At 60.0% G+C, this 23561-nt stretch carries 16 protein-coding genes, 1 tRNA gene and 1 pseudogene; 9 read left to right on the forward strand and 9 right to left on the reverse strand.

Going from position 1 to position 23561, the window contains the following annotated elements; genetic code table 11:
- Positions 1–103: 103 nt before the first annotated feature.
- Both CPA42_RS08450 and CPA42_RS12935 read right to left on the reverse strand, forming a co-directional pair.
- Positions 104–1117 carry a heme o synthase gene (locus CPA42_RS08450; protein ID WP_002516895.1) on the reverse strand — a complete coding sequence of 338 codons (1014 nt, stop codon included), beginning with the start codon at positions 1115–1117 and terminating at the stop codon, positions 104–106.
- A 67-nt stretch (positions 1118–1184) separates the two neighbouring features.
- On the reverse strand, positions 1185–1316 hold the full coding sequence (locus CPA42_RS12935) for a hypothetical protein (protein ID WP_002517005.1): 132 nt from the start codon (positions 1314–1316) through the stop codon (positions 1185–1187).
- Between the two features lie 25 nt (positions 1317–1341).
- Between CPA42_RS12935 and zwf the strand changes: the two genes are divergently transcribed.
- The 7 genes from zwf to CPA42_RS08490 all read left to right on the forward strand — a co-directional run bounded on the left by zwf (position 1342) and on the right by CPA42_RS08490 (position 13076).
- Complete coding sequence (gene zwf / locus CPA42_RS08455; RefSeq protein WP_002517029.1) at positions 1342–2916, forward strand: glucose-6-phosphate dehydrogenase; 1575 nt, start codon at positions 1342–1344, stop codon at positions 2914–2916.
- Positions 2917–2925: 9 nt separating this feature from the next.
- Entirely contained in the window at positions 2926–3858 is a 933-nt protein-coding gene (locus CPA42_RS08460) for a glucose-6-phosphate dehydrogenase assembly protein OpcA (protein WP_002516967.1), read from the forward strand.
- Positions 3855–4589: a 6-phosphogluconolactonase gene (pgl, locus tag CPA42_RS08465; RefSeq protein ID WP_002518421.1), complete on the forward strand. Its 735-nt coding sequence runs from the start codon at positions 3855–3857 to the stop codon at positions 4587–4589. The genes CPA42_RS08460 and pgl overlap by 4 nt, the downstream gene beginning before the upstream one ends.
- Positions 4590–4745: 156 nt before the next feature.
- A complete protein-coding gene (locus tag CPA42_RS08475; RefSeq protein WP_002516902.1) occupies positions 4746–5249 on the forward strand; it encodes a DoxX family protein in 504 nt (167 codons plus the stop codon).
- A gap of 84 nt (positions 5250–5333) precedes the next feature.
- A complete protein-coding gene (locus tag CPA42_RS08480) occupies positions 5334–6131 on the forward strand; it encodes a DsbA family protein (RefSeq protein WP_002519273.1) in 798 nt (265 codons plus the stop codon).
- 140 nt (positions 6132–6271) lie between these two features.
- On the forward strand, positions 6272–8884 hold the full coding sequence (gene valS, locus CPA42_RS08485; protein WP_002517021.1) for a valine--tRNA ligase: 2613 nt from the start codon (positions 6272–6274) through the stop codon (positions 8882–8884).
- Between the two features lie 283 nt (positions 8885–9167).
- On the forward strand, positions 9168–13076 hold the full coding sequence (locus tag CPA42_RS08490) for an endo-alpha-N-acetylgalactosaminidase family protein (protein WP_002519272.1): 3909 nt from the start codon (positions 9168–9170) through the stop codon (positions 13074–13076).
- Between the two features lie 117 nt (positions 13077–13193).
- Here the strand turns inward: CPA42_RS08490 and CPA42_RS08495 are convergent, their stop codons facing one another.
- The 7 genes from CPA42_RS08495 to CPA42_RS08525 all read right to left on the reverse strand — a co-directional run bounded on the left by CPA42_RS08495 (position 13194) and on the right by CPA42_RS08525 (position 22806).
- Complete coding sequence (locus CPA42_RS08495; RefSeq protein WP_024513574.1) at positions 13194–16454, reverse strand: S41 family peptidase; 3261 nt, start codon at positions 16452–16454, stop codon at positions 13194–13196.
- A 135-nt stretch (positions 16455–16589) separates the two neighbouring features.
- Positions 16590–17879, reverse strand: coding sequence for an ATP-dependent Clp protease ATP-binding subunit ClpX (clpX, locus tag CPA42_RS08500; protein ID WP_002516887.1), 1290 nt, complete (start codon positions 17877–17879; stop codon positions 16590–16592).
- 188 nt (positions 17880–18067) lie between these two features.
- Positions 18068–18802 (reverse strand): ATP-dependent Clp protease proteolytic subunit, encoded by a 735-nt coding sequence (locus CPA42_RS08505; protein ID WP_002519269.1) that lies wholly within the window; start codon positions 18800–18802, stop codon positions 18068–18070.
- Complete coding sequence (locus CPA42_RS08510) at positions 18765–19370, reverse strand: ClpP family protease (protein ID WP_002516946.1); 606 nt, start codon at positions 19368–19370, stop codon at positions 18765–18767. The genes CPA42_RS08505 and CPA42_RS08510 overlap by 38 nt, the downstream gene beginning before the upstream one ends.
- A gap of 108 nt (positions 19371–19478) precedes the next feature.
- The gene (locus CPA42_RS08515) at positions 19479–20693 is read right to left on the reverse strand and encodes an AI-2E family transporter (protein WP_002519268.1); all 1215 of its coding nucleotides are present in this window, start codon (positions 20691–20693) and stop codon (positions 19479–19481) included.
- A 191-nt stretch (positions 20694–20884) separates the two neighbouring features.
- Entirely contained in the window at positions 20885–22477 is a 1593-nt protein-coding gene (gene tig / locus CPA42_RS08520) for a trigger factor (RefSeq protein ID WP_002517024.1), read from the reverse strand.
- A 255-nt stretch (positions 22478–22732) separates the two neighbouring features.
- A tRNA-Gly gene (locus tag CPA42_RS08525) sits at positions 22733–22806 on the reverse strand.
- A 159-nt stretch (positions 22807–22965) separates the two neighbouring features.
- On the opposite strand from CPA42_RS08525, the pseudogene CPA42_RS13415 reads away from it, so the two are divergent.
- Together CPA42_RS13415 and CPA42_RS13420 are read left to right on the forward strand one after the other, a co-directional pair.
- Positions 22966–23127 (forward strand): annotated as a pseudogene (locus tag CPA42_RS13415) (DUF2871 family protein); the annotation flags it as partial.
- Between the two features lie 49 nt (positions 23128–23176).
- Positions 23177–23512 (forward strand): DUF2871 family protein, encoded by a 336-nt coding sequence (locus tag CPA42_RS13420; protein ID WP_002548006.1) that lies wholly within the window; start codon positions 23177–23179, stop codon positions 23510–23512.
- The last annotated feature ends 49 nt before the right edge of the window (positions 23513–23561 follow it).

The following is a 23561-nucleotide window of genomic DNA, read 5'->3' on the forward strand; positions in this document are numbered from 1 at the left end:
TTTGCATGTGGTGTTGACGTGCCTTACTAGCCGTTACGGTAAGGCCAAAAGGTACGTTACGGGGCTGCGGGGAAACCCGCCAATAACACCCGCATTACGGTCATCACAGATGAATGAGCGGATCAACCGCGATAGCCAAAAAGAGCAATGACAGATAAGTATTCGACCAATGGAATAGACCCATCGGTTTGAGTAAGGCATCACGCAGGCCAGCATTGGCACGGCGCAGCAACTGGGCCGCCTCGACGATGAATACCGCGCCTGACGCCACTGCGACGACGACGTAGATCCACCCCATATGGGCCACCGGCCACAACACCAAGGAGGTCGCCACCGTCATCACGGTGTAGATGAGGATCTGGATGGTCACTTCGGGGGCATCCCTGACCACCGGGAGCATGGGCACGCCAGCGGCTTCATAGTCTTCGCGATACCGGAAGGACAGCGCCCAAGTATGCGGTGGGGTCCACCAGAAAACGATGAAGAAGAGCACCAACGGCTCCCATCTCACGCTTCCGGTGACAGCGGTCCAACCGATAAGGGGCGGGAAGCATCCGGCAATACCGCCCCAAATAGTGTTTTGCCAGGTACGACGCTTGAGCAGCATCGAATACACGAAAACGTAAAACAGGTTGGCAATCAACGCCAGCCCAGCTGATAACCAGTTCGCGCCGAATCCCAGGATGATAGTGGCAATTATCTCCAGTATGATTCCATAAATAAGGGCACTGCGACGCGGCACTTGATGACGCGGGAGAGGACGGCGCCGAGTCCGACGCATTTTCTGGTCAATATCGACGTCAATGACACAGTTGAACACGTTGGCACTGGCAGCAGCGAAAAGTCCACCAACCATCGTCGCGATCGCCAAACCGAGCTTCGGCAAACCATGGGAGGCCAGAAACATCACCGGTAGGGTTGTTATCAAGAGCAACTCGATGATGCGTGGCTTTGTCAGAGCGACATAGGCATGCACTACGTCACGACTCGACAGCCGGGGACGACCTTGCTCCTGCTCCAGCTTAGTCTCGACAGGATCGGGACGCTGAGAGGCTGGCGCCGTCGCCACGTGCGTCGTCTGGTTGCTCACGGTGTCCTTCGAAATCGAGAAAGGCATTGCGGCCGCTGCTGGGCACGGCACATCCGTGAAGTGAGAAGTGCCACGAATAGCCGTCTTGACGATTTTAGGCTTTCTGACCGCCGATGTCCTCATCACCAACCTTCCGAATGGGGTTCTCGGTGTCAGCCCGTCGCTGAACACAATCACCAGTGGTTCGACCAGCTACCGTTGAGCAGGTGGAATAACGGTTCCGCACAACATCACCAGGAAGGACGGGTGAGGTGGCAGGTCGAGACGCACCAGGAAGCACCACCAGAGCGATTAGCGGACTGCGTGGCGACCGCGTCAACCCATTGCGGGACCCCTCAGACCGCAGACTGCCACGCGTCGCCGGGCCGTGCGTTCTAGTCATGTTTGGGGTTACCGGTGACCTTTCACGCAAGAAACTCATGCCAGCTGTCTACGATCTGGCGAACCGTGGCCTACTCCCACCAGGTTTTGGCCTGGTGGGTTTCGCCCGTCGAGATTGGGAGGACGAGGACTTCGCCAAGGTCGTACACGACGCCGTGGCCGAGCGTGCCCGTACCCCTTTCCGCGAGGAGGTGTGGGAGCAACTACTCGAAGGCATTCGGTTTGTCCGCGGCGAATTCGACGATAACGACGCCTTCGAGAGATTAGCTAACACCATCCGCGAACTTGATGAGGAACGAGGCACTGGGGGTAATCACGCCTTCTACCTGTCGATCCCGCCGAGGTCTTTTGAAACGGTCATAAGCCAGCTCAAACGTCATGGCATGACCGGCCACGACTCCTCTCACTGGAGCAGAGTCGTCATTGAGAAACCCTTCGGACACGATCTGGAAAGTGCCCGCGATCTCGACGAGATCATCAGCAGCGCCTTCAGCCCAGAATCGGTATTCCGCATTGACCACTACTTGGGCAAAGAGACCGTCCAGAACATCATGGCGTTCCGGTTCGCCAACCAGATCTTCGAGCCGATTTGGAATAACCATTACGTTTCGCACGTCCAGATCACCATGGCAGAGGATATTGGCATCGCTGGTCGGGCTGGTTATTACGACGGCATCGGAGCCGCCCGTGATGTCATCCAGAACCACTTACTGCAACTTATGGCACTGACCGCCATGGAGGAGCCGACGAGTTTCGACGCCAAGCAATTGTGCGCGGAAAAAACCAAGGTTTTAGCTGCGATTCAACCGCCTGACGACATGTTCGCCCAAACCTGCCGCGGCCAATACGTGGCTGGTCGTCAAGGAGGCGAAAGGGTGCGCGGCTACCTTGAGGAAGACGGAGTCGGTCCTCGCTCCCGCACCGAAACCTATGCCGCTGTGCGGCTGACCATCGACAATCGACGCTGGGCTGGAGTTCCGTTCTATCTACGCACTGCCAAGCGAATGCCTCGACGAGTCACTGAGGTCGCCTTGAATCTGCAGCGCGCCCCGCATCTACCCTTCTCAGATACCGCAGCTCTCGGCACCAACGCCGTCGTACTGCGTATTCAGCCTGATGAGGGAGTTACTCTGAGATTCGGCGCCAAAGTGCCCGGCACCCAGATGGAACTTCGCGATGTCACCATGGACTTCGCGTATGGATCTTCCTTCACCGAGGCCAGCCCGGAAGCTTACGAGAGACTCATTCTTGATGTTCTCTTGGGCGACCCGCCACTGTTCCCCCAACATGAGGAGGTCGAATTGGCTTGGAAGATCCTTGACCCGGTACTGGATTTCTGGGCCGAGTCCAACACTCCCCCGTGCGAATATCCGGCCGGTAGTTGGGGACCGTCGGAGGCTGACGAGATGATCGCCCGCGACGGGTTCATCTGGCGCAGGCCTTGAGGAGGAGACATGATCGTCACGCTCAACGACACCACCGCCTCGAAGATTGGTGGGGCCATCGTGGAGGCCCGTCGTACCGTTGGTTCTGGATCTGGGTTGGTTCACACCCTCATTTGCATCTGTGACTCTTCCCACTTCGATGCCGCCTTCGAGGCGGCCAGGGATGCCGCCCGTCAGCACCCGTCACGCCTCCTCATGGTCGTGACGACGCGTTCTCGTAAGGACAAGCTTGACGCCGAGGTGCATGCCGGTGAAGGCACCCCCGGGGATGTCATCGTGCTGCGGTTTTCCGGAGCCATGGCGAAGCGTCCTGCCTCAGTTATCCTTCCGCTGCTACTCTCGGACTCCCCCGTCATTGCGTGGTGGCCCTTCTCCGGCCCTGATGACCTCGCCTCGGACCCCATCGGAGCCCTTGCAGACCGCCGCATCACCGATTCGGCAGCTGACAAAGATCCGTGCAAAGCCCTCATACGCCGTGCGGCTCACCTGACCGAGGGTGACTCCGACCTGTGTTGGGCTCGCACCACCAGCTGGAGAGCCCTAGCCGCAGCAGCTTTAGATCAACATCCAGCGACCGTCGAGTCCGCTCGAGTAGAGTCAGCCGCCGGTAATGCGCCGGCGATGCTGCTGGCAGCCTGGCTAGGATTGCGTCTCGGCGTCCCGGTCGAGCGGGTGACAACCGACGCGCCCGGCATCTCCGCGATCGTCATGTCGACCTCAGGTGGTGACATCGAGATACGCCGTCGCAGCGGCAGATACGCCGTCTACCGGATCCCGGGAGAACCAGCGCGCGGAGTAGCCCTGGACCGTCGTGAGGTACAGATGCTCATCGGTGAGGAGCTTCGTCGGCTCGGCCCCGACAAGGTGTTCACCGCTGTCATGGCTGAAATTCACGATGGGGCGGGCCGAATCTCATTGACAAATGATAGGGATGAGTCATGACAAGCCGACGCCTCATGCGGTACCAATCCACCCAGGGGCTGGCCGAGGGGGTTGCCCACCGGCTAGTACAGACGATCGTCAGGATTCAGGCCGCGCAGGAACGTATCGACCTGTGTCTCACCGGCGGGAGGATCGCCAATATCGTCTATGCCGCTATGGAAGACGTTCCCGAATGCGCCAAGATTCGTCCGGACCAGTTACACGTCTGGTGGGGTGACGACCGATTCGTCCCCACCGGTCATCCCGACCGCAATTCCCTACAAGCTCTGTCCCTATTGTCGTCAGCTATCCGTCTGGACCCTTCAAAGACCCACGTTATGCCCGCCGCCGACGGCAAAGCCGATCCCGACGAGGCCGCCTATTCCTACGCCCAGGAGCTCGGCGGCGTCGTCTTCGATATTTGTTTGCTGGGGATGGGTACCGACGGCCATGTTGCTTCCCTGTTTCCAGGCCATCCCTCCTTCAATCCCACAACGGCCGCGCTGGCTGTTGGTGTCACGGATGCTCCCAAACCTCCGCCGGATCGTCTCTCAGTTACGATGCCCGTCATCAACAGGTCGAAACGAGTCTGGTTCCTTGTCAGTGGGCCCGAAAAAGCTGAGGCTGTCGAGAAGGTTTTTGCTGGAGACGAGTCCTTGCCGGCTACCTGGGCCAACGGCACTATCGAGACGAGTTGGATGGTCGACCATGACGCCTCGATCGGTCTACCAAGGTACAACTGCTCGCTGTGATGCCGCGGTAACTACGGCGTCACCATGGCCGTAGCCCCGTTGCGTGGTCCAGCGGCTCACAGACCGGACGACCGGGCAACTGATCGGCACAGCCATCGGCGACGGGTCATCCACATTGTAGATGACATATCAATTACTGTGGTGAACCCGACTAAGATGTTAGATATGGACTCTCAACCATCGTTGCGCTCTTCCACAGTGCGCGACTGGGCGGGCCTGGCGGCCCGGATCATCCTCGGTGCCACTCTTCTCGTTGCGGGCATTATCAAGGCCACCGATATAGACTCCACGATCTGGTCGGTGCGTACCTACCAGATCGTGCCGTGGGACCTCGCCCCCCTCATCGGCTGGACGATGCCGATCCTCGAGATCGTCGTCGGACTCATGCTCATCTTTGGTATCGCAACACGCTGGTCTGGTCTTCTCGGCACCCTGGCTATGGTCGTCTTCATCGTCGGGATCTCCTCGGTGTGGGCGCGCCACATCTCGTTGGACTGCGGGTGCTTCGGCAATGGCGGGCCTGTCGACCGAAATTGGGACCTCACCCAGCGCACTTATGTCCTGGACATCCTGCGTGATCTCGGCCTCACCTTGTGCGGAGTATGGCTAGTTATCCGACCCCGCTCGGCACTGTCCGTGGATCACTGGATTACTAGCTGAGTATGAGTGATCAACCGGTTCGGTTACCCGACCGGCTACCATCATGTGCGACACATCATCGATGGCACGAGGGGATTTCAACCAATGGCTGATAAAAAGGCAACTGCGACCACCTCTAAACGGGCCGCCCTGCGCGCCCAACAGGAAGCTCAGGAATCGGCCAAGAAGCGCCGCCGGATCATCGGCGTCACCGCAGGCGTTGTCATCATCGCGATGGTAGTCGTCGCAGTCGTCTTCGGGCTGAACCACAAGTCCGACGATGTGCCGACCACTGGCCAGATCACTCCGCCTTCGGCTACCAAGGACGGCGTCTACACCCTCAATCCTGACAAGGTGAAGGCCGGAGCCCCTACAGTCACGGTGTTCCAGGACTACCAGTGCCCCGCATGTAAGGGTGCGGAAGATGCGCTCGGCAAGCCTCTCAATGAGCTATCGGCCGAGGGAAAGATCAAGCTGGAATACCACACCCTCACCTTCTTGGATAGCAATCTGCATAACGACTCCTCCACTCGCGCCGCTATGGCCGCTGCTGCCGCCGACGTCGTAGGTAAGTTCGAGGCCTACCACGACGTCGTCTACCGCCACCAGTCTAAGGACGAGGGCGCGGGCTACACCGATGAGCAACTGCGCAAAGAATTCGCCGCCGAAGCCGGCATTACCGGAAGTAATCTCACCAAGTTCCAGCGCATCTACGACAACAAGCAGACTGAACAGTTCGTCAAGAACGGCAACGACAAGGGGCTGCAGGAATTGCAAAAGTCCGGTAATACCGGTACTCCCGCCTTCCTCATCAACGGAAAGTCGTGGGACGGTTGGGCGGATTTCATGCAATCCGTTCCTTCCGCCGACGAACTGCTCCAAGCCATTAAGAAGGCCCACTGACATAGGGGCATTGATTTTCCACAATCCATCGTGACAAGGGGCCGAGGCAGGCCCGAGGCTCCTCGTCACTATTACCCTGGGCGACTGGCGAATACCACTCGTCTAGCGACCTGTCCGAGTCGAACACTAGAGTTTGGAATATGACCTCACAAACCTTTACCACCTCATCTGCCACGCCTCCGACGCGCGGTGTCGTACCCGATAAACCGGCCCTCGAAGGTCTGGAGGTAAAGTGGGGCAAAATTTGGGAAGACGAGCAGCTCTACGCCTTCGACGCCACTGCAGTTGACTCGCGCGAGCAGGTGTTTTCCATCGATACCCCGCCTCCCACTGTCTCAGGCCACCTGCATCCCGGTCACGTCTTCTCCTACACCCACACCGACACCGTTGCCCGCTATCAGCGGATGCGTGGCAAGAAGGTTTTTTACCCGATGGGTTGGGACGACAACGGTCTTCCGACTGAGCGTCGCGTGCAGAACTACTACGGCGTGCGCTGTGATCCCTCGCTGCCGTACGACCCCGACTTCACCCCGCCGAGCAAACCCGACCCCAAGCGTCAGGTGCCAATTAGCCGTCGCAACTTCGTCGAGCTGTGCGTCGAGTTGACCGCCGTCGATGAAAAAACTTTCCAGGACCTGTGGCGGGCTGTCGGCTTGTCTGTGGACTGGAACCAGCTCTACACGACGATCTCGCCAGAGTCGCAGCGGATCGCCCAGCTGGCCTTCCTCCGTAACCACGCCCGTGGCGAGGCGTACTTGTCTGACGCCCCCACTCTGTGGGACGTCACCTTCTCCACCGCCGTCGCCCAGGCTGAGCTCGAGGCTCGCGACTACCCCGGTGCTTACCACCGCCTTGGCTTCCACCGTCCCAACGGTGAGGACGTCTTCATCGAAACCACCCGGCCCGAGTTGCTGGCCGCCTGCTGCGCCCTCATCGCTCACCCCGACGACGAGCGCTATCAGCACCTCTTCGGCACCACCGTCACCACTCCGCTGTACGGGGTCGAGGTGCCGGTGTTGGCTCACTCGGCTGCTGAGATGGACAAGGGCGCCGGCATCGCCATGTGCTGTACCTTCGGTGACCTCACCGACGTTGCTTGGTGGCGGGAATTGCAACTGCCCACCCGCACCATCATCGGTCGTGACGGACGGATCCTCTCCGAGACCCCGCAGTGGATCATCGGCGCCGGATCCGCCGAAAAATACGAGACAATCGCGGGCAAGACCACCTTCACCGCCCGTAAGCTCGTCGTTGAAGCCCTCGTGGAGTCCGGCGAGATGGACGGTGAGCCCAAGCCTACCCAGCGCAAAGCCAACTTCTACGAGAAGGGCGACAAGCCGCTGGAGATCATCGGCACCCGGCAGTGGTACATCCGCAACGGTGGGCGTGATGACGATCTGCGCAACGCCTTGCTGGAGCGCGGCCGGGAACTTGAGTGGGTCCCTGAGCACATGCGTCACCGTTATGAGAACTGGGTCGAGGGGCTCAATGGCGACTGGCTCATTAGCCGTCAGCGGTTCTTCGGCGTCCCCTTCCCAGTGTGGTATCCGCTGGGCACCGACGGCGAGCCCGACTATGAGCACCCGCTATTGCCTGACGAATCTGCCCTCCCAGTGGATCCAGCTTCCCAGCCACCATCCGGATACCAAGAATCTCAGCGCGGTGTCGCCGGCGGATTCATTGGTGACCCCGACGTCATGGACACCTGGGCCACGTCCTCACTGACTCCCCAGATCGTCACCGGTTGGGAGCGCGACGCCGATCTGTTCGCTAAGACCTTCCCCATGGACTTCGCCCCCGAAGCCCACGACATCATCCGCACCTGGGTGTTCTCCCGTGTGGTGCGGGCGCATCTAGAGAACGGCGTGCTGCCGTGGAAGCGCGCCGCGATCTCCGGGTTCGTCACCGACCCTGACCGCAAAAAGATGTCAAAGTCGAAGGGCAATACCGTCGTCCCGACCGAAATCATTGATCAGTTCGGTGCCGACGCGGTGCGCTGGCGTGCCGCTATGGCCCGTCCGGGCATGGATTCCCCTTTTGACAAGGCTCAGATGAAGGTCGGACGCCGTCTGGCCATGAAGATCCTCAACGCCTCAAAGTTCGTTCTCGGATTTGGCGAGGGCGGTCAAGTCTGCGACATCACCAACCCGGCTGATCTGTCGATGCTAGCCGGGCTGCGCCAGCTCATCGCTGAAGCGACCGAGGCATTCGACAAATTCAACTACACCGCTGCCCTGGAGGTCTGTGAGCAATTCTTCTGGACCTTCTGCGACGATTACCTCGAGCTCATCAAAGAACGCGCCTACGACTCCGAGGGGGCCGACAACGCAGGCGCGCTGAGCGCCCGGACTGCACTGCGTCTAGCCCTTGACGTCATGCTCCGGCTATTTGCCCCGTTCCTGCCCTTCGTCACCGAGGAGGTCTGGAGTTGGTGGAAGGACGGCTCAGTGCACACCTCCTCCTGGCCGACCACCGACGAGATTCCCGTCACCGGCGACGTCGACCTCATGAGCGACGTCTCGGCTGCCTTGGTCGAGTTGCGTGGGGTGAAGTCGACTCACAAGGTTCCGATGCGCACCCCGATCCTTTCGGCCCGTATCAGCGCCCCAGCTTCAGTCATCGCGAACCTCAAGGCCGTGGAATCCGACTTGGCCAAGGTCTCCAAAACCGAGTCCTTGACGTTCCTCGCCGAGGGAGACGAGTTGATCTTGGAGGCCGAGTTGGGCGAGCCTCCAGCCAAACGCAAGAAGTAAGGGGATCACAACCTCCTGATCCGTTCCACATCCCGGAACCAGGGAAAAGGGGTCGACCGCAGCGACGGTCGGCCCTTTTCTCGTGGTGAGTCATCCTGTACACGATTACATCAAGCGTTCACAAGGTCTGCGCATCCCCTTGCAGCGCCCCGGCAACACTCAATAGCCTCTCTTCAACCTGTACACAACGGACTCCAGTCAAGAGGAGTCCCGAGGAAGGACAACGATGTCGCGAACACCAAGGGGCAGGTCCATCGGTGCGCTCGCCGTGTCAGCTGGCACGATGCTGGCACTGATCGCGCCGATGACCCCTGCACATGCCGAGACCCGGTACCGCCAGATCAACCAGGCGGCAATCACCGCAGTTGCCGCTGATTCGGCTACCGCCACCGATCCGATCTCCAACACCCTGGACGGCAATCCCGACACGATCTGGCACACCAAGTGGCAGAACGGAAAGGACCCACTACCTCACTGGATCGTATTCAAACTGGGTGACGAGGCCGTGAACCTGGGCAAGGTGGAAATCACGCCCAGATCCAGCTCGAACGGCTCGGGTCGCATGCACGACTACGAGCTGTACACGGCTGACACCAAGACCTGTAACAACGCCGCATTCTCCTCGGCGAAGCCGGTTGCAGCGGGTTCTTACGGTGTCTCCAACACGTCGATACGCAAGATCACCTTCGCTGCTACCAAGGCCACCTGCGTCAAGGTGAAGGTGAATTCCTCTTGGGGAGGCGACGGATCGGACGAGGAAGTTTCCTCGATGGCGGAGTTCAATGCCTTCACCGTCGACGGATCAGACCCCTCCCCGGACCCCACACCATCGGAACCCCCGACCCCAGAGGTTCCGAAAGACGCCATCAGCCTGTCCGACGGCACTGTGACGGTGAGAGCCCGTCGTGACTTCCCGCAAGTGATCGACTACACCGTCGGCCACGCACACATGGCAGGACGTATCGGCTCCCCATTGACGAAGGTCAGGATCAACGGCACCGACCACGTCGCCACTGTATCTGCGCCCACGACGACGGGCTCCTCCGCGTCCTGGAAGCTCACCTTCCGCGACCTGCCCGGCGTCGAGCTCACTGCAAACATCAAGGTCTCCGATGGTGTCATGACATGGTCGATCTCACACATCGTCGACACCCCTGACCGCCGTGTCAACATCGTGTCAGTGCCCGGCCTCACTCTCGCCTCGGTCACCTCGACTGATCCGAAAGCCCAGCTGAGCAGCGCAAACATTGTCGTCGATCGCAACAAGACCGGCGACCTCTTCCAGCCCCTCGCCACCGCTGACGTCTCGCAGGACACCTCCTGGGTCGCCATGGCGAACGATTCCACGCTGGCAGCCGGGTTCGAGGACAACGCAACCCAGGACGGCCTGGTCGGCTCCGCCGCCACGGTTGCCCGTTTCGTCCACTCCATCTCCCAGGTTGGGGGGACTAAGGTCGGAGCCATCGAACCGGCAACCTGGGTCCATCGTGGCAAGGGGTCCGCCACCCCCTGCCCCACCGACTCGCTCGGCAACAAGGCCGTATGCCAGCTGCCCGGTGGTGCCACTGTCAAGGACGGCATCGGCCCAGACCCCGACACCCCGTACGTCCGGGTGAAGATCGTCGCTGACGCCAATGCCGACGGCAAGGTCGACTGGCAGGACGCAGCCGTCGCCACCCGGGACGTCACCATGAAGCCGACCGGCTCGGGGGACGTGGCGAACAAGGTCATCACCCATATTCCGTTTAACATCGTCTCCCAGGCGACTCATCCGTTCCTTCGTACCTTGGACGATGTCAAGCGCATCTCTTTGGCGACCGACGGGCTCGGCCAGCAGGCCCTGCTCAAGGGCTACCAGGCCGAGGGCCACGACTCCGCACACCCCGACTACGGCGGCAACGTCTCCCACCGTGCCGGCGGGATGAAGGATCTCGAGAAGCTCACCGAGTCGGGCAGGCAGTGGAACACCGATTTCGGCATTCACGTCAACCTGGTGGAGTCTTACCCTGAGGCGAATCACTTCGGCGACAACATCCTCGTTAAGCCGTACCAGAAGGCGTGGGACTGGATGGAGCAGTCCTACCGGATGGACTACGCCAAGGACCTTGGGTCTGGTCAGCTCTTCGCTCGACTCAACCAGCTGAGGAAGGAGTTGGGAGCCAAGTCCAACCTCGACTGGTTGTACTTCGACACCAACTACCCTGCTGGTTGGCAGAACGACCGGATCGCCAACGCTCTGAACGCCGAAGGCTGGAGGATCGGTTCCGAATGGTCGTCAACCTATCCGCGCTATAACCAGTGGTCGCACTGGGCCAATGACGAGAACTACGGAACCGGAAACAAGGGATACAGTTCCCGGATCATTCGGTTCATCGACAACTCCCGCCGCGACACTTGGAATCCTGATCCGATCCTCGGCAACTCCAATGTCGTTGAGTATGAGGGTTGGACGAGCCACAACGACTACAACGCGTTCATCGCGAATGTGTGGCAGCGCAACCTGCCTACCAAGTTCTTACAGCGTTCGGACATCATGTCTTGGCAAGACGGCCGTATCGCTTTCGCTAACGGAGCCGTGGCAACTTCGTCGAAGAAGTCCATCTCGGGTCATGAGATTCCCACCGCAAGAACCATCACCTTTGACGGTGCCACGGTCTTCAAGGAAGGCGGGTCCTACCTGCTCCCATGGTCTAACGGTGGCAGCGATCGCCTGTACTACTGGAATCCGGGCAATGGCTCAGCAACTTGGAAACTCACGAATTCCTGGGCGGCACAGAAATCGGTATCTCTGTTCATGCTCACCGACACCGGCCGTGTCAAGGTTGCCGAAATCCCCGTCACCAACGGGTCCATCAGGATTCCCGCAACCAAGGCCAAGACTGCCTACGTCCTCTACCCGACGTCTAAGGTGCCTGCTGCAAAAACCCCGAACTGGGGAGAGGGAAGTCACTTCGCCAATCCGGGCTTCTACTCCGGTGACACCGCTGGTTGGAATGCCCGGGGAAACGTCTCGGTCAAGCACAACGACCGTGGCAACTTCCACCTCGAGTTCGGCAAGGCACAGTCGCAGATCTCCCAAGTCCTCAATCTGCCTGCTGGTGACCACTCCCTGTGGGCGTGGGTCCAGATAGATCCGACTAAGACCCGTCCAGTGGGACTTGCCGTCGACGGCACCGGGGTCACTCCCATCGACCATCAGAAGGGATGCGGGGGCCACGCGGAATCCGTCATCACGTCCACGACAGCCATCAACGCCACCGCTTCCGACGAGTATTTCGGCACCTACCACCAGCGGCTGCGAGTTGCTTTCCACTCTGACGGCAGACCAGTCACCGTTACCTTGAAGGCGCTCGCCGGGAATGTTATCGTCAGCGCCGATGACTTCCGAGTCGTTGACGCTGCTGTGCCCAGCGACCCTCACGTCACGCCTGCGACCGTTCTTTTCCAGAACTTCGAGGACGTCGACACCGGTTACTGGCCCTTCGTCACGGGAAGCGCAGGCATGGAGGGAGATGCCCGGACCCAGTTATCCCGTCGCCATGAGCCTTACACCCAGAAAGGTTGGAACGGTCGGGCCATGGACTCGGTTCTCAGCGGTGACTGGTCCTTGAAGATGCACGAAGAACGCAACGGGATCGTGCTGCGCACGACCACCGCGTCCGCCCCTCTGACCGGGGGCGGAACCCGGTACCGCATCTCCTTCGACTACCCGGCTGACAAACCCGGGTACTCGCTCGTCACAGGTCACGACAAGGTCAGCGGAAAGTCCGTCAAGGAAGTCATCACCGAGTCCCATGCCATGGGAGTCGCCACCTCGACGACTCATTTCTCCACCGACATCGTTGTGAAGGACCAACCTGCCTGGATCGGATTCACCCACCAGGGTGAAGGGGATATGTCCATCGACAACCTGCGCATCGAAAAGCTCGATCCACGACCGGTCTCCGTCACCTCCACGCAGGCAGCGGTGTTCCCGGATGCCTGCAAGCCGACCCCCGAACCGATCCAACCGGCGCAACCCTCGGCTTCCGCTCCGGCGACATCCGGCTCCCCCCAAGCCCCTGGAACCGGTAACCGCCCCAACCGTTATGCCTTGCCTCGTACCGGAGCAGACGGCGCCGGGCTCGGCTTCAGCAGTTCCGAGGCGGCATCGGCAACAGCTGCTGTGGGTGTCTCCCGTCAAGGCCGATGATGACCGGTTGAGGGTTCACGCCATGCCGTGATCCCCGCCTCTAGAAAGGATCAGCCCCTGCGTGATGCAGGGGCTGATCCTTATCGGCCGTGGCCGGGTGGTCGTGACGAACCAAGCTCAGCACCGATCAAATGCCGGACCGGGCAGTTCCGGTGCGGTGGCTGCTGGCTTGTCGTCGAGCTGGCGCAGGCACTCGGCGATCGCCGCGTCGAGCTGAACGTCGCAATCGGCTTCCCAATCCTCCGGAGACACCGTCACAACGATGTCAGGATCAACGCCGTGGTTCTCCACACCCCAGCCGTAGCTGCCGTACCAACCGGCGTAGCGCGGTTGAGTCACTGAGGTGCCATCAACGAGATCGAACCTGCCGTCGATCACAACGACCCCACCCCACGACCTCTCGCCAATGACCTTGGCGTACCCCATCGCCTGGGTGGCAGCCGCGACGATGTCGCCATCGGACCCGGCCCACTGGTTAGTAACCATGACGATCGGCCCACGCACGGCGTTCTGCGGATAGGTATCTGCTGTGGCATACCACCGGCTGTAGTCCCACCCGACGACCCTGCGGGCCAACCTCTCGACAACCAGCTGCGAGGTATGACCACCATGATTGAACCTCACATCAGCGATAACACCCTCGTGGCGAGTGGCCTCACCGATTTGGCGGTGCAGCTCGGCCCAACCGTCGGAGACCATATCCGGTACATGTAAGTAGCCGAGTCGTCCGCCCGAATGCTCCTCAACATAGCGACGACGCGAGGCCACCCAGTCGTGGTAGCGCAGCGGAGCCTCATCAGCCATGGGCACGACGGCCACCTGGCGCTCGTTCTCGCCTCGACGTACCGTCAACTCGACGACCCGTCCCGCCGATCCTTCCAGGAGCTCACCGAGGTTGCCATCGGCGCCGACCTTCCGACCATCCACCGCAACAATGACGTCCCCCTCGGTCACCGCGACTCCAGCTGCCCGTAGTGGTGACCACGCGCGAGGATCCGACGACTCGCCGGGAATAACCCGGACGACCTTAGCCCCGTCATTCCCGCTGCTGACGTCGGCTCCCAGGAGGCCAGCGCGCATGTCCGAATCCCCGGCAGCTCCGGAGGCCGACACGTAGGAGTGCGAGGTGTTGAGCTCGGCAACCGTCTCCCAGAGGATGTCGTGGAGGTCGTCAACGACGTGACACAGATCAACGAGGGGACGGTAGCGGTTGAGGACGCTGTCCCAGTCGACCCCGTTCATATCCTCACGCCAATAGTGGCTCGCCATCAGGCGCCCGTTTTCATCAAACATTTGACGCCATTCAGCACGCGGATTGACAGTACGACGCAGCCGCGTCAGGTCGACGCGGATGTAAGCCGGATCGTCGTCATCAACCTTGTGAGATGAAGGAACGACGATGGTGTCGTCGCGATGGCGCACCACGAGACGCTCGCCATCGCCCGATACAGAGAAAGTGTCGACGCGTTCACACAGCTTATCGAGGTGACGGGCGGACAGGTTGTAGTGCCACAAGACGTCACTGGGTGCTTCCCCGGTCACACCGGCACGGGTAGCGCCCAGCTCGCCGCCGCGATCAGCCACCTCGATCCACACCACACCATCCTTGACGACTGCCAGATCGCGATAAGAACCTGACGGAACTGGGAACGGCACCATCCTCTCCTCGAATCCGTCAGCAGCAACGTGGCAGATAACCGTCTCGTCGGCTTCGCCGTTACTAGTCTCTGCGTTGGCCTTGGCTTTAGCGTCCTGCACCTCACTGATCCGCCATCCCTGGGAAGACGGGCCGAATGGGGATGCCTCGGTTGCACTGAGCGGAACCAGCCAAGGACGCTGCGTGTGGCCGAAGGATAGGTCGAAGGTCTGACCGTCATAATTCGGGTCAAAAGTGCGCGCTGAAAGCATGGCGAGGTATTTGCCATCGGCAGTAAAGACCGGGCAGGAGTCATCAAAGGCGCCACGGGTGAGCTCAAAGGGCTCACCCATCCCCTGCTCGTCCCAGCATCGTATCTGACCGATCATCGCCTCGCCGGTAGCCATCGGGGATCGCCACACTACATAGCGGGAATCGGGGGACCATGCCAGCCCATTCGCCTCACCTTCTAAAGACTTTCCAATCTCACGGATCGCTCCGTCGGCAATGGTGACGATCAGGATGCGGCCGTCATGGCTAATGAGGGCAACCTTCGTGCCGTCAGGAGCCGGTGCGATATGCAACACACGACCAATCTGGCCCTGGGCGATACGTCGAATCTCACCAGTGCCATCAAGATTGGCGACCTCGAGGCAATCCTCTCCGTCGACGTCACTGGCCCACACCCCTTGGCCAGTCTGGCCAAGAACGCGCGGCTCACGGATGCGAACGCCGTCGGCTGCCGAGAGCGCTCGCGCGGGGCCGGAGCGGTGGGTAAGGAAGTAGGCGGCTCCTCGCCACTCAAGCAAAGATCCGTCGCCACCGTGATCCGAAACGATCGCTTCCAGACGATCCGTAGGATCCAGCGGCATGCGTGGAGGGGCTCCGATACCGAGATCAATCTCCAGACGCTCCGGTTCTGCGTCAAGGCCAGTCATCCTCCACAGCGCACCGTGGGTGTGGTAGACGATCGTCGTACCGTCGGTGCGTGGGTCACGCACATAGCCCTCCGCTTCGCCGTGATGGGTGTGCTGACGCAGATCGTGTCCCTGGCCGTCAACTGACCAGATCTGGGCCTGGGCCTGCGGGCAGTCATCGTCACTCATATCGGAACTGAAGATGAGACGACCGTCGATCCAACCCACGCTGTAACGCCCAGCAGCTGCGTAGCCGTCGTGGTTGTCGTTACCCTCACGCAGCAAACGCAAGAATTTCTCAGCCCTAGCGGGCCGCAGCCAGATCTGAGCGGCTGTTCCCCCGCGGTACCTCTTCCACCGCGAGCAGTCGCCGGAATTAGGAGTGACGACCGCGACGGCACCGTCGGAACTGACGGCCAGATCCATTCCCGGTCCGTATCCAAGTCGCTCGACATGGCCATCGAGGGAGACGGTGTATAACCATGCCAGGCCGACGTCGTTGGTCTGGTGCGGGGATGAGAACACCACATGCTCGTCGTCCTGCCAGCCGACGACGAAGCTGCGCGCCGCCCCTAGCCATGTCAGCCGGCGCTGATCTCCGGTAGCCAGGTCGATGACGAATACTTCGGGCCGCTGACCCAGGTAGGACGTCCATGCAATCTTGGTGCCATTGGGGCTGAAGCGAGGATTACGGACCATAACGTGATCGTTGGTGAGACGACTCGCCCGTCCTCCGGTGACGGGAACCAACCACACATCGTCGTCAGCGGTGAACACCACGAGGTCGCCGTGGACATCGGGGTATCGCAAGTATCCAGTTGCCATGGGTGTCAGGGTACCGTCTGTTACGGAAACAAAGGGGAGGCGCGAAGGCAGATATGCGAAGGCCCGCAAGTCCATGGCGATCTTGCAGAAGCGAGCTGACAAACTGCTCGCCGAAGTCCTTGACGAGCACTGACCTCAGGCAGATAGCCTGCCTCGACCATGAAAGACCGGCGTGGAGAGGTACTGACACTTCCCTTCACCGGTGATGGCTTCCTGGGTTACCACGACTCGGGAGACATCATCGCGGGAGGGGACGTCGAACATGACGTCCATGAGGGTCTCCTCAATAATGGCCCGCAGTCCGCGTGCACCGGTCCCTCGTGCAACAGCCTTGTCGGCGATCGCCTCCAGGGCTCCCTCGGTAAAGGTCAATTCCACCCCGTCCAACTCGAAAAGTTTCTCAAATTGGCGGGTCAGAGCATTGCGAGGCTCGGTCAGAATACGAACCAGGGCTTTGCGGTCGAGCGGGTGCACGGCCGTAACCATTGGCAGACGTCCGATGAACTCTGGAATAAGCCCAAACTGGTGAAGATCCTCTGGGCGCACCAGGCTGAGGGCTTCGGGCCCCTCAATGACCTCGCTCGCACCCGGATCATTGTTGAATCCCAACGGACGAGTACCGATCCGCTTGGCGATGATGTCTTCCAGACCGGCGAAGGCGCCCCCCACGATGAACAGGACGTTGGTGGTATCGATCTGGATGAAGTCCTGTTGAGGATGTTTGCGTCCACCTTGGGGAGGCACTGAGGCCACTGTCCCCTCAAGAATCTTGAGCAGAGCCTGCTGGACGCCCTCACCGGAGACGTCACGAGTGATTGACGGGTTCTCCGCTTTACGAGCCACTTTGTCGATCTCGTCAATGTAGACGATTCCCCGCTCAGCCCGCTTGACGTCGAAGTCAGCAGCCTGCAGCAGCTTGAGCAGGATATTCTCGACGTCTTCACCGACGTAACCAGCTTCGGTAAGAGCGGTGGCGTCAGCCATTGCGAAGGGGACGTTAAGCTGACGAGCCATCGTCTGAGCTAGGTAAGTTTTGCCGCAGCCCGTCGGCCCAAGCATGAGGATATTCGACTTACCGAGCTCCACCCCGTCGTCCTCGGCGCGACGGGCACGCGGCACGTTGGCCTCGGACTGGATGCGCTTGTAATGGTTGTAGACAGCCACCGAGAGGGTCCGCTTGGCCTCTTCCTGGCCGATCACCCAAGCGTCAAGGAATTCGCACAACTCGCGCGGACGGGGAAGGTCCTCGACCCCACCGGCCTCGTCGGAGGACGAAAACTCCTCCTCGATGATCTCGTTGCACAGCTCAATACATTCGTCACAGATGTAGACCCCGGGGCCAGCGATGAGCTTCTTGACCTGCTTTTGGCTCTTACCGCAAAAGGAACATTTGAACAGGTCTCCGCTCTCACCAATTCGCGCCATCCGGCTTCCCTCCTAGTCGGCAGGTTCGTGTCAATCCGTCTTCTCCGGGACGATCATCCTCCCGAGATGTGCGCCGTACACCTTAGTTATGGACAGTATCCATTTCGGATGTCGTCGTCACCCGTGTCGAGTGACGACGACCAACCCTGCAGTAACCCTCGAGGGTCACCAGACGACCGCGTCGAACCTCACAGCGAGGTCAAAATGTCGTCGATAAGGCCATACTCCTTCGCCCCCTGGGCAGTTAGATACTTGTCGCGATCGATGTCCTTGGAAATCTGCTCGACGCTCTGACCAGTCGCAGTAGCGAGCATGTTCTCCATGAGCTTGCGGATGCGCTGAATCTCGTCGTCCAAGATCTCAATATCGGTGGCCTGACCATACGTGGCCTGGCCCATAGCCGGCTGATGGATGAGGACGGTCGAGTTCGGCAAGGACAAACGCTGCCCCTTCGCGCCGGCGGCCAGCAACACGGCCGCAGCCGATGCCGCCATACCCAGACAAATCGTCTGGATGTCGGGGCGCACATAATTCATGGTGTCGTAGATCGCCGTCATAGCTGTGAACGAGCCACCAGGCGAGTTGATGTACATGCTGATCTGACGATCGGCATCCATCGACTGCAGACACAGCAGCTGGGCCATCACGGCGTTGGCGATGTCGTCAGTCACCGGAGTGCCAAGGAAGATGATGCGATCCTCGAACAACTTGGTGTACGGATCGACGCGACGCACACCGTAAGAGGTGCGCTCCTCCCACTGCGGGATGTAGTAGTCGTTGCGCGGACCTGCCGGGGCTAGCCCGCCGGGAGCAGCCTGTTCGGCCTGCTCAGCGTTCAAGGCGGCCAACCGATTCTTGTCAAAGGCGTTGAATCCCATGGTCACCTCACTGATTGGGGGCGTCGCCGCGAAGCTGCGACGCATTGCTGTAGACGTGGTCAATGAGCCCATATTCGAGAGCCTCCTGAGCGGTAAACCAGTGGTCCCGGTCGGAGTCCTCAAGGATCTGCTCAAGGGTGTGGCCAGAGTGGTCGGCGTTGAGCTGAGACAACTCACGTTTGGTGTCCTTGAGCATCTTGGCGTTAATGGCGATCTCAGTAGCAGTACCACCAACTCCGCCGAGCGGCTGGTGCATGAGGATCTTGGCGTGCGGCAGGGCGTACCTCTTACCGGGTGTGCCAGCGGTCAGCAAGAACTGGCCCATGGACGCTGCCATGCCCATCGTCACGGTCGCAACATCATTAGAGATCCACTGCATAGTGTCATAGATCGCCATTCCCCCGGTGACCGAGCCACCTGGAGAGTTGATGTAGAGGTAAATATCGGCCTCGGGATCCTCGGCGTTGAGTAGCAACATCTGGGCGCATAACGCATTCGCATTCTCGTCTTTAACCTCGGAACCAAGGAAGACAATGCGGTTGCGCAGCAGCGACTGGTAGACGTTGTCGGTCATCCCGGCACCGCCGGTCTCGGGGCCGGCCATGGCGGGCATGCCCTGGGAAGCGATCGAAGTATTGTGACTCACGGTCCTGAATCTACCCTGTGGGCACGACAGTTCCAGAGCCTTTCGCGGTCAGCGCGTCCGAACACCACCGGCATGCTACTCATCGGGGTTGTCCTCAAGCCCTTCTGTGGGTCGAGACGAGATCAGCGCATTAACCCATCGAGCACCTGGGTCGTGGTCAATAAGAGTGGCCTTGACGAGCAAGGAGCACGGCAAAGCGATCAGAGTTCCCAACGCCCCAAAAACCCAACCCCACAAAAGCAAAGAAACAAAGGACATCGTCGGCGTCAGACCCACGGCATCGCCAGCAAACTTTGGCTGGATAATCGACTGGATGACGAAGTTCAGCACCGAGTAGGAGACGACAACAGCCACCGCCGCCACCCAGCCGTCTTTGAAGAGAGCCAAGAGGGCTGGCGGGATAACACCGATGATGAAGCCAATATTTGGAATGTAGTTCGTCAGGAAGCTGAACAACGCCCAGACCCCGGCAAGCGGAACGCCGATGATGAGCAACGCTGCCCAGTCAAAGAGGGCGACAATAAGGCCGAATACCGTCGTCACCAACCAGTACTTACGAATACCGGAAGCGAAGGACTCCAAAGCCAAGACAACATCCGGCTTACGACTTCCGGCCATCCTTAGCCGATCATGCATCTGCGGGGTATCCATGACCATAAAGATCATGCCAGTGAGGATGACGATAATCATCGTCACGACGCTGGTGGTATCCGAGGCAACCGATGTCACGACCGACATCACTTGCTGCGGATCGATCTTTTTGAGCTTATCGGCAATGACGTCCTGGGAATACCCAAGTTGGGTCGACCAGTGCAGCAGTTGCGTATAGATCTTCTCCATCTGCGGGATGTAGCTCTGCAACTGGTTAATCATGGCTGCCACCGACCACACCATGCCTACGACGCCAGCCGCCAGCACAACGATGACGGCGGTGCCGGCTGTCGTGGCAGAGATCCACCGCGGACATTTGTGTTTCACGAGCCAGGTGTGAATCGGATAGGCCGTGATGAGGAGGTTCAAACCGAAAAACAACGGGGCGACGACGCTCGACAGCTCATGCAGGAAGCTCAGTCCTAACCACGCAGCAGCCACCGTCAGCAGAACAATGGTGAGTTTAGGCAAGCCGTGTTTGCTGGTGGCTACCTCAGCTTTTTCGTGGTCACTCGGCTGAGGTTGCAGCCCAGATTCGGCCGCCTTCTCCGCGTTCGTTGCGCCGTGGGTGGGATGTTCCTCAGTCTCCAATTCGCCACGCTCGACCGCACGGGCCACCGCGATGTCATCAGCCATCATCTGACGCGCATTGCGCAACTGACGAGTGGCAGGGGCAACAGAGATCCGACGTCGAGATCGTGTGGGGCGCGCGGGGCGTTTGTTCATCGAGCTTCCTCAGGGTTGACGTGGGACCGGCGTCGTGCGGAAACCCGCACGACGCCGGTCATCACGGATCATGTCGATCCTACGGGACACGTGGCCCCTGATCATCACTTGGACTTATCGTCCTTGGCAGCCGTCTTCTTCTTAGGAGCAGGCTTCTTAGCAGCGGGCTTGTCGTCAGACTTGGCGTCTACGACCTTCTTGGTGGTCGCCTTGGCACCAGCAGACTTCTTAGCGGAAATCTTCTTGGTGGTCGTCTTCTTAGCGGGAGCCTTCTCCTCAGCCTTGGGCTCCTCTGTGGCCTTGCCGTCAGCCTTCTCAGCAGAATCTTCAGCAGGAGCGTCCTCTTCGGCCTGCTTGTCGGCAATGGTGCCGTCAGGCTGGATGCGGTCAAGCTCGAGAGCATTACCCTTCGAGTCGGTGACGGTAGCAGCACCCACCATGGAGGCCAGAGCCTTGCCACGACGGATCTCCTGCATCCAATCAGGCAGGTGGTTGTGCTGCATCATGTGCTGAGCCTCCTCCTCGGGGGAGGTGCCGTTCTGCTGAGCCTTGCGGAACAGCAACTCAGTCAACTCGTTCTGCTCAACACCGATCTCGTCGTCATCGGCCATCTTGTCGAGGACAATTTGGGCTTTGAGGGCGTCCAGGGAACGCTTCTCGATCTCAGCCCAGAAGTCGTCGGCGTTATCCACCTCCTCTTCGGAGTCTTCGAGATACTCCTCGACGGTCATACCAGCCTGGGCCAACTGCTGGTTGACCTGCTGACGGCGGGCTTCGAGCTCAGAGTCGATGAGGCTGGTCGGCAGCTCAATGTCGATCTTGGAGATAACCTCCTCCAGCACCTTGTCGCGGGCGTCTGCAGCCTGGTCGAGGCGAGCCATATTCTCCAAAGCGGTGCGCAAGTCGGCACGCATCTCGTCGACAGTGTCGAACTGACTGACCAACTGGGCGAAGTCGTCGTCAACGGCCGGGAGCTCCTGCTCGCAGACTTTAGTAACGGTGACTTTAATGTCGGCATCCTGGCCGCGCAGCGGGCCGCCAACGAGGGTGGAGTGGAACTCTGCGGACTCACCCGCCTTGAGACCGGTAACAGCCTCATCAAGGCCTTCCAGCATGCCCTCGGAACCGACCTTGTAGGTGACACCGGATGCGGTGGCGTCTTCGAGAGCCTCGCCGTCACGGGTTCCAGCAAGGTCAATAGTGACGAGGTCGTCCTTGGCAGCAGCGCGCTCGACCTCCGTATTAGTGGCAAAACGCTGGCGCAGGGTCTCGACGCGCTCGTCGACGTCCTCGTCCGGCACCTCAACGGCAGGCACCTCAACGGAGATGGCGGAGACGTCGGGAAGATCGAAGTCAGGACGAACGTCCACCTCGGCGGTGAACTCGACGACCTCGCCATCCTCCAGCTTGGTCACCTCGATCTCGGGCTGGCCCAAGGGAACGACCGTGTTCTCCTCGATGGCCTTGCCATAAGCAGCCGGGAGGGCGTCGTTGATGGCCTCTTGAAGGACGACCCCGCGACCGAAACGCTGGTCGATAACCGGAGCGGGCACCTTTCCCTTGCGGAAGCCGGGAACGTTCACCTGGTTGGCGATGTCCTTGTAGGCCTTGTCAAGGCTGGGCTTCAGTTCATCGAAGGGCATCTCGATCGTGAGCTTCACACGGTTAGTGCTGAGCTTCTCAAGGCTGCTGGGCACGAAGTTTCTCCTGTGGTTCCGATTCTGTCATCCCCGTTGAGGGGAGTACACATTCCATCTAATTCTAGCGACGCAGTAGTTCCTGAGCCACCGGAAGGTTCCCACCCGGCAACAGCACCCGCCCAACTCCACGGTCTCGGCCAATGATTTTGGTGTCAGGAGACCCCTTCCAGCGGGCCGCACCATGGTCCTGCTGACTTACCGCTGGAAAGACGGAATGACGAAAATGTCAACAATGACGCGACTGCTGACAAATGGAGCGGATGACGGGAATCGAACCCGCGTAGCCAGTTTGGAAGACTGGGGCTCTACCATTGAGCTACATCCGCGCATCCCCGAAGGGACCTCGATAGCATACATGGATTGACCGTCGGCGTCACATTCACAGTGACAGGGTGTGCCACGACCGTCCCAGCCCATCCTCCAGCCCGTGAAATATCAACCTTTCGGACCATGTTCACATCTGGACCCCGTGGTGTCATGACACCATGAGATCGTTGAAGAAGCTTGCAATCTGCGCAACCACCTGGCTAGTCATCGGCCTGCTCGGCGGAGTGTTCTCCCGCGAGTTCACGAAGGCCCACGACGTCACCGCCTGGACCCAGCTCAAGGTGGTGCACACCCATAGCCTGGCGCTGGGCTTCATGCTCACCCTCATCGTGCTCCTAGTGGAGCGAGCTTTCGCTCTTTCTCACCACCGTGGCGCCTTCGCTTTTCTGGGGATTCAACCTTGGCCTCCTGCTGACGATCGCAATGCTCGTCGTGCACGGCATGATGCAGGTCAACGGACATCCCGACGCCTCCCCTGTGATCTCCGGTATTGCGGGTCTAGGCCACATCGGCCTGTCCGTCGGTCTCGTCGGCCTCATGGTGGCCCTGTTCACATCACTTCCAACGGGCAAATTAGGAACAGCTCACGACCAATCTTTGACCCTTAAACAAGCGGCAACCACTCGTCATATAGCGTACATAAGCGGACACCATCACGACGGCAGCCACGGGTATAACGGGTGGCGGATTACGCCCGCTACCTGACCGACGACAGTTATGTTGTGGTAAGTGCCGAGACACGCGGTAGCAACCA

Source organism: Cutibacterium acnes (assembly GCF_003030305.1).
Taxonomy (GTDB): Bacteria; Actinomycetota; Actinomycetes; order Propionibacteriales; family Propionibacteriaceae; genus Cutibacterium; species Cutibacterium acnes.

What these genes read in the sequence shown, in the direction of transcription:
- CPA42_RS08450 (WP_002516895.1), bottom strand. Translation starts at nt 1,117, where the DNA reads ATGCCTTTCTCGATTTCGAAGGACACCGTGAGCAACCAGACGACGCAC.
- CPA42_RS08460 (WP_002516967.1), top strand. Translation starts at nt 2,926, where the DNA reads ATGATCGTCACGCTCAACGACACCACCGCCTCGAAGATTGGTGGGGCC.
- pgl (WP_002518421.1), top strand. Translation starts at nt 3,855, where the DNA reads ATGACAAGCCGACGCCTCATGCGGTACCAATCCACCCAGGGGCTGGCC.
- CPA42_RS08475 (WP_002516902.1), top strand. Translation starts at nt 4,746, where the DNA reads ATGTTAGATATGGACTCTCAACCATCGTTGCGCTCTTCCACAGTGCGC.
- CPA42_RS08480 (WP_002519273.1), top strand. Translation starts at nt 5,334, where the DNA reads ATGGCTGATAAAAAGGCAACTGCGACCACCTCTAAACGGGCCGCCCTG.
- valS (WP_002517021.1), top strand. Translation starts at nt 6,272, where the DNA reads ATGACCTCACAAACCTTTACCACCTCATCTGCCACGCCTCCGACGCGC.
- CPA42_RS08490 (WP_002519272.1), top strand. Translation starts at nt 9,168, where the DNA reads ATGCTGGCACTGATCGCGCCGATGACCCCTGCACATGCCGAGACCCGG.
- CPA42_RS08495 (WP_024513574.1), bottom strand. Translation starts at nt 16,454, where the DNA reads ATGGCAACTGGATACTTGCGATACCCCGATGTCCACGGCGACCTCGTG.
- clpX (WP_002516887.1), bottom strand. Translation starts at nt 17,879, where the DNA reads ATGGCGCGAATTGGTGAGAGCGGAGACCTGTTCAAATGTTCCTTTTGC.
- CPA42_RS08505 (WP_002519269.1), bottom strand. Translation starts at nt 18,802, where the DNA reads ATGCGTCGCAGCTTCGCGGCGACGCCCCCAATCAGTGAGGTGACCATG.
- CPA42_RS08510 (WP_002516946.1), bottom strand. Translation starts at nt 19,370, where the DNA reads ATGCCCGCCATGGCCGGCCCCGAGACCGGCGGTGCCGGGATGACCGAC.
- CPA42_RS08515 (WP_002519268.1), bottom strand. Translation starts at nt 20,693, where the DNA reads ATGATGGCTGATGACATCGCGGTGGCCCGTGCGGTCGAGCGTGGCGAA.